Here is a 12,565-nt window from a genome sequence, read left to right as displayed (position 1 = left end):
GCCGTCCGCGACTAGCGTTCGAGCCATTGTTGCATGTCTTCCATGCTTTGGTAAGCCGTCATATCCACTGACAAAGGCGTCACTGAACAATATCCGCCTTTTATGGCGTGAAAATCAGTGCCGGGACCGGCATCCTGCTCCGCACCGGCCGGACCGTACCAGTAAATATCGCGGCCAAACGGATCGCAATCCTTGATCATAGATTCGGCACGGTGTCGTCGCCCCTGCCTGGTAACCTGAATACCATTCAACTGAGCAAATGGCACATCAGGCACATTAACATTCAGAATCTGGTCTGCGGCCAGCGGATGAGCGCGCATACGGTCTATAATATCGCATACTACTCTGGCTGCTGTATCAAAGTGCTTCCCTCGCTTGTCAGTTAATGACACCGCGATTGCCGGTAAACCCATGTAGCGTCCTTCAGTCGCGGCCGCGACAGTACCCGAATAAATGACATCATCACCCAGGTTTGCACCATGGTTGATGCCAGAAACAACCAGTTCCGGATCATCCTCCAGAAAGCGGTTTATACCCAGGTGCACACAATCTGACGGAGTACCATTGACGGAATAAAATCCGTTTTTCATTTTCTGTATGCGTAAAGGCTGATGTAAAGACAGGGCATTGCTGGCGCCAGAATTGTTTCTGTCTGGTGCAATCACCGTCACATCATGTTGTTTACTCAATGCTTCAAACAACACGCTTAGTCCTTCAGCAAACACGCCATCATCGTTACTCAGGAGTATCTTCATGTCATTCGCCTCCGTTATCAGCGCCGGTTACGTTGACGATCTCACGTAATACCGATGTGGCAAACGCTCCGGCAGGCAATGAGAACTGTAGGCGTAATGTATCATTTTCAAACTGCCAGTCCATATCCTGTGGATACAGACTGATAGCTCTACGTTCCTGTTTTAAACCCAGAGCGGCCAGGCATTCACATACGTCGTGATACTCATCCGCAATGGCTTGCTCATACTGTTTTGCCAGCGCTGTGGTGGGTAAGTCACCGCTGCCCCATATAGGCGCAGTGATCTGAATGTCCTGACTGATAAGTCTTTCTTTGAGGGCGTCATCATTTTCAGCGGCGATAAAAAAACTGTTGCTGCCAACCAGCTGCATGGCATCGCCCGGCAGGATTTGCTGCCATTTTCCTGCTGATAATCTGGCGCTGACATATTGATTGAACAACCAACTGCGTAATGCGGAGATGGCCATTGAACGTTTATTACGATTGCGAATGGTTTCTCCGCTCAGCATTTTTTGCGCAAGTGCCAGGTTTCCGCCTATCGCTGCTACCTGTTCGCCCATTCCTGACTCAGACTGACGGATCACACCAAATCGTTGCTCACCAAAATAATTGGGTACACCGTGTTCACTGATGGATTGTAATCGTTGGTTGAGTTCATCAGATTGCTGAACCTGCCTGAGCGTAATATCGAACCGGTTGCCCTTGAGGTTTCCGGTCCGCAGTTTCTTATCATGCCGGGTTGCTTCAAGAATGCTGAAACCCGGTAGTGACATATTGTGCCAATCAATGTCCTTTTTGCCTGGCAGGTGGACACCGAAAAATTGCTCCGTCAGTGCATACTTGTCTTTCCTGCCTGCGTAGGTAACGGCCCGCAGCGGCAAGCCTGCATACTTTGCAAGTTGTTCGGCAACATAGGCTGTATTTAACCCCTGTTTTCTGGTCCAAAGATAAATATGTTCGCCGCTTCCACAGGGCTTATAGCCGAGCTGCTCTGTTACACGAAAATCAGCTTCCTGCTGTTTGAATAGAGCATTAGTGTTCGGCGGATTATGAAGGTATTGCCAGTGTTCATTTTTGAGCTCAGTTGTCATCACCACACCGCTTAGGACACGTTTTGTAGAATAACCACTGCGTGGCAGGCAATGCCTTCTTTGCGACCGGTGAAACCGAGCTTTTCTGTTGTTGTTGCTTTGACGTTGACCTGATCTGTGCTGGCCTCGAGATCTGCGGCAATGTTGGCTCGCATGGCACTAATATGTGGCGCCATTTTGGGGGCCTGAGCGACAATCGTGACATCCAGGTTGCCTAGTGCGTAGCCGCGCTGTTTGGCCTGAGCAAATACCTGTTTAAGCAACTCTCGACTATCGGCGTCGGCGTATGCTGCATCTGTATCGGGAAAGTGATGGCCGATATCGCCAAGTGCCAGGGCGCCAAGAATGGCATCACACACCGCATGCAGTGCTACATCACCATCGGAATGAGCAAGCAGGCCCTGCTCATAATCAATGCGCTGGCCAGCAATAATAATTGGCCCTGTCCCGCCAAAGCGGTGCACATCGTAACCGTGTCCTATTCGGATCATACTGTTCTCTGTTGGGTTAGATAAAATTCTGCCAGTGCGAGGTCTTCCGGGCGGGTTACCTTGATGTTACTGGCACTGCTTTCTACCAGTTTGACTGAGCCACCGTACCATTCAATGGCAGAGGCTTCATCAGTCACCTCAACACCTGATGCCAGCGCTTGCGTTAGCGCTTGCAGAAGATACTGACGCCTGAATAACTGCGGCGTAAGGGCATGCCATAGCCCTTGTCTGGGTTCGGTGTGACTGACCCGCGAGCCATTTGCCTGCTGTGCACGCTTCATCGTATCTCGCACCGGGTACGCAAGTATGCCGCCGTCTTCACCGGTCTCACACAGCGCCAGCAACCGGTCTATATCGTCGTGCAATACGCAAGGGCGCGCAGCATCATGCACCATCACCCAGTCGCAGTCCGTAACCTTCTGCAAAGCGGCGAGCACTGAGTCTGCTCGCTCCTGCCCTCCTGCTACCGTCGTCAACCAGTTGGCGCTGGCGATATCCAGTGACGGGAAAAATGGGTCTTCAGGATGGAGCGCAACGACAATATGCACAATACTTGGGTGGGAGATAAGATTTTCCAACGTGCACTGGAGCAGGGTCTTGCCAGCCAGGGGCAGGTATTGCTTGGGTCTGTCAGCCTGCATACGACGACCGACACCGGCTGCCGGCACAATAGCGGTGATGTTGTCAGTCATAACTTATTCTGCGGGCAAAATACGGTAAAAGGTCTCACCTTTTTTGATCAGGCCTAGCTCATGACGAGCGCGTTCTTCAATGGCTTCCATACCGATTTTTAAATCATCGATGTCTGCTTTCAACAGGTTGTTGCGCTGCCGCAAATTATTATTCTGCTGACGCTGGTGCTCAACCTCTTCCTGCATGGCCAGGTAGTCAGGAATGCTGTTTTTTCCAAACCACAGTCGATATTGAAGGGCAGCCAATAACACCAGTAGTAGTATACTGACCCACTTCATTACTGTATGCCTCCCGTGGTTTGACCGATTCTTAATTCGGCATTATGCCGATGATTACACCATATAGCTATATTGCGATTGCCCCTGAAGCCTACCCATTGCCTAATTTTTTCAATAATTTGTTGAGCACTTTCCCTTTTTGTTGCTCGACAAGATCATTGAACTTTCCTTGCATCATACCCTCGATGTCACCTAGTTGTCCCTGTGCGAGGGCTTGCAGATCCAGCCACTCGGCGACGCGTTCCGAGGTTGTTCCGAGCTGACTGGCTGCCATTGCATTAAGCTTGTTTTGTAACTCGTCAAGTTTGCCTTTCTCGCTGCTACCCAGTGATGCCAGCGACAATTTAGCCAGCTGTCCGGCGGCATTGGAGCGAAATTTGAACTCGGGGGCCAGCGTTGAGCCAGAAAGCATTGTGGTCAGCGACAGTGATGTCATCTGGTCGAGAGCGCCGGCCAGCACCCGAGCAACGCTGCTATCTCCGTTTGCGTTTATGCTCATGTCGCTAAAATCAAAGTTGCCACTGCCATCGAGAAGGTTGTTATCAACCTTAAGACTGCCCGAAGCCAGAAGGCTGGCAGATTCCAGTATGCTGGAAAACGTATCACTTTGGGCCAGCGTCAAGCCGGCCAGCTTGACTCCCGCGACCTGCCAATTTTGCTGACCAAACAAAGCGCCATCCCGCACCGCTAACTCGCCACCAATCATCAGTTTCTGCCAAAGCGCCCCCGCCGCAGAGTCAATCGAGAAGCGTGTGGGGTTACCTATCAGATCGTGCTGAGTGGTAATGTCCTGCCATTCACTGATCACAGATTCGTTTGCCAATTGCAGCGTCACTCTGGCCTTTTTTATCCAGAAGTCTGGAATGCCGCTGTCATCAACGGCAATTTCCTGTGGGCTATCTTCAGATGCCGCCAGCATTGGCTCGATAAGCTGCCACGCTGTCAATAAGTGTCTGCTGTATTCAGCAGCCTGGCGACCAAACAGCGTCTGCGTCAGCAATGCAATGGATTCGGGGTCGCCTGAAATGAGCCCTTTGAGCTGCTGATAATCCTGGCCTGGCGCGTCCTTCAGGGCCTTTAGATCCGCCTGCATTTGCTTCGTCGCCTGCTGAGCGGTATCGGTAAAAGTACTGAGGCGCTGCTTGTCCTGACCCAGTTCCTCCTTCAGTGCATTGAAGGTTTCTTGTGCCTTAATGACGTCAGCGGGGTTATTGAAATCCGTATTCTTCAATGCTTCAAATCTGGCTTTGTAATCTTCCAGTTTTTTCTTATTGGGCAATGCCTCGTACTGCGCTTTGAGGGTGTCATCATATTGCTGGTAGGTTTGTTTCGCCTGCTCCACTGCTGCAGCGGTTTTTAATGGTGAGTCAGCCAGTAATTCATCGACGCTGGGCACTTTCGGCAGCTTAAGTAACTCTTTCATTTGCGCCATGCTGCTGTTGGGGTCTGGCTGACGATATACCTGACCAGGTTGCCGGCGAGGCTGCGAAAACGCCATCTGCTCTACTACTAAGTTAGGCACGATGACTTTGCCTTTGAGTAATGGCCAGAACTCTACATCTGCGTCCGCTAATGCCACCTGCACACGATTATTATGAGGCTGAGCAGGGTCAGTCAGCTGAATATCTTCGATCTGCACGCCAATGGGGAACAGCCGATGAGAAACGCTGGCAATGTTGACTTCCGCCCCTGTTGCCTGCTCAAGCTGATCTGTCACGACCTGTTTGATGATTGCATCAACCAGCAGCAAATATACAACCAGCAAAATTGCCAGAATGGCAGTTCCAGCAGTGACGAATGGATGGCGGCGAGCAAAGGACATGACGTCTCCTTATTTGACTGTCTTTGTTTCTACTAGCGTTCTGTGTAGTGCTGAATGACCAGGTAACTTCCCAGGCCAATAAGAATGCTGCCTGACAGGCGATCTTGCCAGCGCTCAAACCAGGGATGATGAGCCAGCCAGCGCCCCAGTTTGCCGGACAGCGTGGCAACCATCAGGTCGCTGATGAACCCTACAATAGTGTAGGTTAGCCCAAGTGCCATCAATTGCACGCCAAGATGTCCCTCAGGATTCACAAATTGAGGTAGAAATGCCAGGAAAAACAATGCAGTTTTAGGGTTGGTCAGCTCTACCACAAAGCTTTGTTTTAACAGCTTGTAGGTTGGCTGCGATACCTGTGCTGAAGCACAAGGCTGATGCAGCGGTGCCTGACGAAAATACTGAAATCCGAGATAAATGAGATAGACAGCACCACATAGCTGCAGTGCCGTATAGGCAAGAGGAGAGTAGGCAATAATTGTGGAGAGTCCAAGCGCCGTTAGTACGACATAAAGGATTGAACCCGCCGCCATACCTGAAGCTGCTGCATACCCTGCCTGCCGCCCCTGCGCCATACTGCGGGCCATGATATATAAATTCGATGGGCCCGGCGATAACGCAAGTACGATCACGGCGGTCAGAAATGTCAGATACGCTTCGGTGCTAAACATGGCTGACCCGGTTGTCAGACCATGCGTGCATTACGACCCTAAGAATGACACGGCGGATTATCAGACTTACATCCAATTGTCTTGTCGACGCTTTTTCTTCGGCAAGTAGGTTAGCAATACCCCGAGCACCAATGAACCTAATGCCAGTAGTCCACCGCGCAGGGCCCATTGCATCAACTCTTTTTGATCTGACTCAGCAACCTGTTCGCGGAGCGTCTGATTTTGTTTCTGTAGCTCAGCCAGTGTGCGTCTGAGTTCAGCAATCTCATTTTGCTCGCTGGACAACTGCTGATTTAACCTGTCATAGGCCTGCGTTGAAGACGCTAATTCTTTCTGCGCCAGGTCGAGCGCTTCAATCAGTTGTGGTACCTGTTCCTTTATGCTCGGGTCGCTAGTGATAAACTTGGCTTCTACCCAGCCGGTGCGTTGCCTGTCGTCAATAATTTCTACGTAGCCCTCTTCAGCGTCGATCTGCAGTTGTTGCACTTTGGTGCCTGCTTCTACAGAACCTAAAATTCGGTAATTCCGGCCAGGACCAGCATGCATGAACGTGTACAGATTATCTGTCACGTAACGGACCTCTCCGCCTTGATCGTTAGGCTCTTGATTTTCCTGAGCAATGCTCGAAAACACGAGAGAGGAAAGGGCGATGAGCAGAAATGTTTTTATCATAGTGAAAATACACGGGCGGTTTGTTTCGTTGCCTGACGCAACATCAGTATGTCTATGGTATGAGCAGCTCGCCATAAAGGCAAGGCACTGCGAATTGCCAACAAACTGGCACAAGGGTATCTTGGTCGCGTGATGATATTTACCACGTTGAGAGCATGGAAACCGAATTAAAGCTGATTGTGCCCGAGCAGGCGACAGATGCAATTGAGCAGTGGCTGGAACAGCAGTGGCAAGGTAATGTGACCAAAAGCCATAGCTTTCTGAGCAATGATTATTACGACACCAGTGCCCGAGATTTTCATGCAAATAAAATCGGCTTTCGCGTGCGCGGTAAAGATGGCCGCTATGAACAGACTGTAAAGCTGGCAGGCCAGGTACTGGGCGGATTACATCAGCGTCCGGAATACAACCAGCCATTAAATGATGCAACACCCGACCTTAGCCTGTTTGATCGTCAAATCTGGCCTGATGGGGTTGACCCCATGTCTGCCCAGGGGGAACTCGAAAAAGTCTTTTCGACTAATTTCTCTCGGCAAATTTATCTGTTGCAGGATGATGACTGCGAAATTGAGATGGTATTTGATCAGGGCAATGTGGTCGCCGGCAACGCGCAACAACCAATCTGTGAAATAGAATTGGAATTGTTCAAAGGTGAGCCAACCAAACTGGTCGATATAGGTGAACAACTGTTGGAGCGGATACCGCTTACTCTGGGTAATGAAAGCAAAGCCGCCCGGGGGTGCCAGTTAGCGTCCGGTAACATGGTCGACAATAAGCCCTTACCTGCGGCGGTGCCGGTTGAACAAGGTGACACCACAGAGCACGCGTTTATAAAAGCACTGCAGGTGGGTCTCAGTCATTGGCAACATCATGAAAACCAGTTTTTGCTTGCCCGAAAACCGAAATCAATTACTGAGCTGACTAAAGGTTTAAAAGTCCTGTTAGATGCCGTTTCCCTCTATTTGCCAGTATTGCAGTGCGAGCCGCTGCTGCAGGTGCATCGACAATTAATGGCCTATTCGCGACGCTGGTACTGGCAGCAAGAGTTGCAAAACCTGATCGTGCTGCGCGCCAAAAAAGGCCTGTTAAGTAAACGTTTACAGGCTGACAAGCCGCTCATGAGTTATTTGCGTGGACGTATCGAAGGGTTACTGCAACAACATGGTCCGGAAGACATTATTCGCAGCAAGGATAACGTCGCTCTGCAACTGAGCATTACTCGCCTGATGCTCAGCCATCCATGGCGGGGCAACTCTCAAGCCTGGGAACAACGGGTGGATGAACATGTTAAAGGATGGCTATCACAGGGTCTGCAGACCATTATGCAGAGCATGCCATCTGGCAAATTAACCATGACCCACTATCTGACATTGGAAAGCATACTTCGTCAGGTCATCAGCTGTGGCTATCTTGTCACTGTTGGGTTTGGTGACGACCGCGACCGTTTCAGAGCGCCCTGGCTTGACCTTCTGGAGGGTATTGATGAATTAAAGGCGTTGTCACTGCTGGAGAAAATGCTTGATGATGCCGATATCGACAATACAGAGGAACTGCGTGTGTGGAGCCATGAAAAAATGCAGGCACTGTTAGACGTGATGGAAAAGTCCCGACGCGTGGCGTTGCAGGCCGAGGCATATTGGTAAAAAAACATGCCTGCATCCTTTCATAGTGCGCTCATCTTTATTCTGATCTTAGCGTGGTTGCTACCATTGGTGACCATCTGGGTGCGTTATGACAGTTTGCGACATGCAAAAATCATGTGGATAGCGGTACTCCTGTGGCCTTTGATGCTGGTAGATGAAGCGATCAAAAGTTTTGATTCATGGTCATCGCTGGTGTTTATCAGCGGGGCATTTCAGTTCATTCCTGCTCTGTTGGCGCTCTTGATGTTCTATGCGTTGCACAGTCTGCTGCTAAAAGCGCCGTTCAAGCAACAGGCGCTGTGGCTGTTTCCCGTTGCGCTGATGGCGATATTGCAGGTGCCATTTCTTATTCTTCCCGCTGAGTTTAAAACCATGATGCTCAACTCCCCACCGATTGGAGATCCGTTGGGTAACTGGTCAGTTTATCTGCTCACCATTGGCATCGGCTTTATGATGCTGGTTGCAGGGTTACGCAGCGTCGATTTATTGCAGCGGTACCAGTTTTTCCTATCCGATCTCGTAGTGGATGTGCACCTTTACAAACTGCCGATGCTGATGGGGTGGTTTGCCATTCAGGTATGCCTTGCGTTTGGCATGATCATCTTCACTGTGCTGATTGCATTAGGATTGTTACCGTTTGAAGGGTGGAAATCCACCTTCAATCTGGCAGTAGCAGCGTATTATCTCGGCTCCTTGATGCTTATGTTACAGAGACGTCGATATGCCACATCGTCTGTAAATTATGCACAGCTGATTGCTCCAAAATTCAACCAGACCTTACTGCAAGATACGCTGCTAAAAGCCGAAAGTGCGGTGATTCAGCACAAAGCGTATAAAAAAATTGGTCTTAGAATTGACCAACTGGCTAAGGTAGCGGACGTCGATCCTACGGCACTGGCTGTGGCCACACGGACAATTTTGAACCGTAATTTCAGGGCGTTCATTTATCACTATCGGCTTGAGTATGCGAAAAAAGTGTTGATGCAAACCGATGCAAAAGTGTCTGCCGTTGCCAGACGGCTGGGATTCAATTCTGAAAAGTTTTTGAGCAATATGTTTATCAAATACATTCAGCAGATGAGCAATGAATCACTGATTAAAGAAGAACGGGATGCGGACCCATTCTCCTCGGTTATAAGGCGCTAGTAAGCTTAATAAGGAGACTTCTGACGCTATCCACTTAATGCGTATTTATGGCATACTGCGAGCAGACATAAGTGACTTATACTGAGTTATGCCAGCCTATTCTCTGAGCGTTCAATTGGTACTTGTGATTGTGTTTATCACGTCACTCTCAGCCATTGCGTGGATGCTCATGGCGACGCCCTTACGGGTTTACCGCGCTGCGAGCACACGCTTTGCCATTGGCAACGTTGTGATGGCCGCGGGATTCGCTATCAGCCTATTTCGCACAGATGATAGCTCGGTCACATTTTGGTTGATCAACGACCTGTTTCTGGTTGCAGGCTTCCTCTATTACCGCCTGGCAACCTATCAACTTTTTCAAATGCCTAACAATGGCTTATTTGATAAAGCCGCTATCGTCGCGATTGGCTTACTGCTTCTCTGTGCACTAATGTTTTCACCAAGTATCGAAGCCCTGTCTATTGGCACTACCATCATCTGCGTCACGGCGTTAACGCTCACTGCAATGGCCAAGTATCGCGGTTTGCGCAATGAAATGGGATTGCTGCCGGCAGTGTCGTTTATTTTTCCGGCGGTGGTGATCTGCACTATCCTCGTGCTAAAAGGGTTGTTGATTGCACTTTATCCTGACACTGCAGAAATCTGGTTTATCCGTCCGCAAGTTGACAGTGAACCTCTGCTCTGGGCTTACCTTGTGGCTCTGGTGACGGCTAACGCCGCCTCTTTTGGTGCAGCATTAACGAAATTGATCCTTAAAATACGCAAGCTCGCTGAGCATGATCAGTTAACGGGTTTGTATAACCGACGCGCCATAAAACTGAGGCTTGCGCAGGCCTATAAGCTTTACAAACGCAGCAATGTGCCTTTTAGCGTAATGCTGGTTGACGTTGACCACTTCAAACGTATCAACGATGAGTATGGTCACGATGCGGGTGATGAGGCAATTAAGTTTGTAGGACAGACAATGCATGACAGCCTCAGGGAGACAGACATCATTTGTCGCTACGGTGGTGAAGAGTTTCTGATCTTGATGTCAGGCAGTACGCGCAGAGACGGTATCCCCGCCGCAGAAAAGTTGCGTATCAATATCGCCTCGCGACCACTGCATTGGAACAAACATAACATTGATCTCAAGGTCAGCATCGGCTGCGCCTCAATCGATGATCATGACTCTATTCAGTCTATGTTGCGTGCTGCAGACAATGCGCTCTACGTCGCCAAATCAAAAGGACGCAATTGTGTTGAACCGTCCATTCCCGCTAGTCAGGAACCCATAGCTACATCGTCCTGAGATCGCACTGTTACAGAATGCTGAATGCGTCGGCAAGCAAAGCCTTTGTGAACGTCTTACGAAGATAAAAACCTCTGGGCCGCGTCTGTATGGAGGTGCCATCAAAACCGACCGCATCGGTTAATTTGGAACCATCTGCTGCTTTTGGACGAAGTTGCAGCGCAACACCTTGACGCGCGGTGATGGCCTCAACCTGGCCCAAAGATATCATATCCATGAGCTCTTCCCAGTCTTGTCTTAATTGCTCCAATTGTGAGCCGGTTGGTGTCCACAAAAATGGCGTCGCCATGCGACGCTGCGCAGGGGGTAAGTGACGCTCACCCTGCACCGGACACCACAATACGCGAGATAGCTTGTTACGCACATTAGAGTTTTCCCAGGTTATCCCCGCTACGTTAGTTAATGGTGCGTAGCATACGTATGTGGTTTCCAAAGGGTTGCCAGCATCATTAATGGGCAGAGTTTTCAGTTCTATGCCCAGATGCGGAAAGTCTTGCTGCGGCTTAGAGCCTGCGGTTGCCCCGAGCCACAGCTCAATCAACTGGCCAGTCCACCCTTTTTCACGCTTAAAATTTTCTGGGGTTTTTATGCCAGCAAGTGAAGCCAGCGTACCCAGAGGCAAACCCGCTAGTTGACGTGCTCTGCAGAGCAGTTCCTGCTCAGAATCAGGAGGTGTGGTTGGCGGATGCATGACGGGTCAATGTTAATACTAATATCAATTGCGCTAGATAATAGCTGCTCATGATAGCGATGTCGGCCATTGGGATGGATAGGACAAATTTGTTGATGCCAATGACGGTATCTGACAGCACAAAGGTCAATGCGCCAAAGCCCAGCATGGAATGTTGAGTTTTTATTGCCAGTGCCCCCATCACGCAGATTGTGAGTGCGTAGACCGACACAGGGACTGCAAGAGCGCCCGCAGCAGGTATGAGTATCGTGAGCAAAATGATTAAATATAGAGTCAGGAAAACTACCTTGATAGTGGGCCATTGACGCCCTTTCGCGAGTTTTATGAATATCATGCAGTAGGCAAGGTGGGTGAGCAGGAAACTAGCCAGACCAAAAATAAACTGATGAGGCAGGCTGCTGGCCAGAAAAATATCGCCTAAGGCACTGAGTAAAACCGCCGCACACAGCCATCGCCTGTAAGGGCTTGGCGTGCTAACACTTAACCAAAGCAGCATCGCAATTGGCAAGACTTTAAGTGCTATTTTAGGAACACCACTTATTTCTGGAAAAAGCATGAGCAATGCCAGATAAAAACCTGCCAGCGTGGCGTAAACAGAGAGAAAAACGGCGTTGTTCAAGTATGTTTCCCGGCTAATGATAAGGCCCGTAGTTACTTGGGCGCCAAGCGTCATAATGCTATGAAAGATAGCGAGTTTATGGAAGAATGAGGCAATAATAAACCTGATATTTTGTCGTGGAGTCCACGTGATTGATGCCGAAGGGTTCCGAGCGAATGTGGGTATCGTAATATGTAATAAGGTCGGAGAGGTGTTCTGGGCCAGACGATACGGCCAGCATTCATGGCAGTTTCCACAGGGTGGTATAGACCAGGGGGAGACAGCTCAACAGGCAATGTACAGAGAGTTACACGAGGAAGTCGGCCTGCAGCAGCAGGATGTGAAAATATTAGGCGAGTCTCGTGGCTGGCTCCGGTACAAATTGCCAAAACGTCTTATCCGCCAGGGCAGCGACCCAGTGTGCATAGGCCAAAAGCAGAAATGGTTCTTATTGCAGCTCACCTGCAAAGAACAGGATGTCGACGTGCTCAAATCTGGTCATCCAGAGTTTGATGACTGGCGTTGGGTCAGTTACTGGTATCCGATAAGAAACGTGGTGTCATTTAAACGCGATGTTTATCGCCGGGTGATGGCCGAGTTCGTTAACATTGCGATGCCACAACAAAGCAAAAACCAGCCTCCGCCACAGCGCAGGCCAAGACGACGAAGGAAACAATAATATAGGCAGCACGCCAAGGGTAACCGTGAAGCGTGTGGACCAGTATTT

The 12,565-nt window shown here is 49.8% G+C and carries 14 protein-coding genes; 4 read left to right on the top strand and 10 right to left on the bottom strand.

Annotated features, from left to right (window positions below; all coding sequences use genetic code 11):
* Window positions 1–11: 11 nt before the first annotated feature.
* The 8 genes from surE to G441_RS0110925 form a co-directional block, all read right to left on the bottom strand.
* On the bottom strand, window positions 12–755 hold the full coding sequence (surE, locus tag G441_RS0110960; protein WP_026376394.1) for a 5'/3'-nucleotidase SurE: 744 nt from the start codon (window positions 753–755) through the stop codon (window positions 12–14).
* Between the two features lies 1 nt (window position 756).
* Window positions 757–1,845, bottom strand: coding sequence for a tRNA pseudouridine(13) synthase TruD (gene truD / locus G441_RS0110955; protein WP_034474890.1), 1,089 nt, complete (start codon window positions 1,843–1,845; stop codon window positions 757–759).
* 11 nt (window positions 1,846–1,856) lie between these two features.
* Window positions 1,857–2,336: a 2-C-methyl-D-erythritol 2,4-cyclodiphosphate synthase gene (ispF, locus tag G441_RS0110950; RefSeq protein WP_026376392.1), complete on the bottom strand. Its 480-nt coding sequence runs from the start codon at window positions 2,334–2,336 to the stop codon at window positions 1,857–1,859.
* The gene (ispD, locus tag G441_RS0110945; protein WP_026376391.1) at window positions 2,333–3,028 is read right to left on the bottom strand and encodes a 2-C-methyl-D-erythritol 4-phosphate cytidylyltransferase; all 696 of its coding nucleotides are present in this window, start codon (window positions 3,026–3,028) and stop codon (window positions 2,333–2,335) included. The genes ispF and ispD overlap by 4 nt, the downstream gene beginning before the upstream one ends.
* Window positions 3,029–3,031: 3 nt before the next feature.
* A complete protein-coding gene (gene ftsB / locus G441_RS0110940; protein WP_026376390.1) occupies window positions 3,032–3,307 on the bottom strand; it encodes a cell division protein FtsB in 276 nt (91 codons plus the stop codon).
* A gap of 91 nt (window positions 3,308–3,398) precedes the next feature.
* Window positions 3,399–5,129 (bottom strand): TIGR03545 family protein, encoded by a 1,731-nt coding sequence (locus G441_RS0110935; RefSeq protein WP_026376389.1) that lies wholly within the window; start codon window positions 5,127–5,129, stop codon window positions 3,399–3,401.
* 32 nt (window positions 5,130–5,161) lie between these two features.
* Window positions 5,162–5,797, bottom strand: coding sequence for a LysE family translocator (locus tag G441_RS0110930; protein WP_026376388.1), 636 nt, complete (start codon window positions 5,795–5,797; stop codon window positions 5,162–5,164).
* A gap of 66 nt (window positions 5,798–5,863) precedes the next feature.
* The gene (locus G441_RS0110925; protein WP_026376387.1) at window positions 5,864–6,469 is read right to left on the bottom strand and encodes a TIGR04211 family SH3 domain-containing protein; all 606 of its coding nucleotides are present in this window, start codon (window positions 6,467–6,469) and stop codon (window positions 5,864–5,866) included.
* A gap of 155 nt (window positions 6,470–6,624) precedes the next feature.
* Here G441_RS0110925 and G441_RS0110920 point away from each other — a divergent pair, with 155 nt between their 5' ends.
* The 3 genes from G441_RS0110920 to G441_RS19320 all read left to right on the top strand — a co-directional run bounded on the left by G441_RS0110920 (window position 6,625) and on the right by G441_RS19320 (window position 10,549).
* On the top strand, window positions 6,625–8,112 hold the full coding sequence (locus G441_RS0110920; RefSeq protein WP_026376386.1) for a CYTH domain-containing protein: 1,488 nt from the start codon (window positions 6,625–6,627) through the stop codon (window positions 8,110–8,112).
* Window positions 8,113–8,118: 6 nt separating this feature from the next.
* A complete protein-coding gene (locus tag G441_RS0110915; protein WP_026376385.1) occupies window positions 8,119–9,258 on the top strand; it encodes a helix-turn-helix transcriptional regulator in 1,140 nt (379 codons plus the stop codon).
* Window positions 9,259–9,346: 88 nt separating this feature from the next.
* Window positions 9,347–10,549, top strand: a complete 1,203-nt coding sequence (locus G441_RS19320) for a GGDEF domain-containing protein (RefSeq protein ID WP_051275541.1) — start codon at window positions 9,347–9,349, stop codon at window positions 10,547–10,549.
* Between the two features lie 10 nt (window positions 10,550–10,559).
* On the opposite strand, the gene mutH is transcribed toward G441_RS19320, so the two are convergent.
* Both mutH and G441_RS18510 read right to left on the bottom strand, forming a co-directional pair.
* A complete protein-coding gene (gene mutH, locus G441_RS0110905) occupies window positions 10,560–11,240 on the bottom strand; it encodes a DNA mismatch repair endonuclease MutH (protein ID WP_026376384.1) in 681 nt (226 codons plus the stop codon).
* Window positions 11,215–11,913, bottom strand: coding sequence for a lysoplasmalogenase (locus tag G441_RS18510; RefSeq protein ID WP_051275539.1), 699 nt, complete (start codon window positions 11,911–11,913; stop codon window positions 11,215–11,217). The genes mutH and G441_RS18510 overlap by 26 nt, the downstream gene beginning before the upstream one ends.
* A 73-nt stretch (window positions 11,914–11,986) precedes the next feature.
* Here G441_RS18510 and rppH point away from each other — a divergent pair, with 73 nt between their 5' ends.
* Window positions 11,987–12,517, top strand: a complete 531-nt coding sequence (gene rppH, locus G441_RS0110895) for an RNA pyrophosphohydrolase (protein ID WP_026376383.1) — start codon at window positions 11,987–11,989, stop codon at window positions 12,515–12,517.
* Window positions 12,518–12,565 lie beyond the last annotated feature (48 nt).

It is taken from the genome of Aestuariibacter salexigens DSM 15300, assembly GCF_000429145.1.
In the GTDB taxonomy this organism is placed as follows: domain Bacteria; phylum Pseudomonadota; class Gammaproteobacteria; order Enterobacterales; family Alteromonadaceae; genus Aestuariibacter; species Aestuariibacter salexigens.
This window is presented reverse-complemented; position numbering and strand designations above follow the sequence as displayed.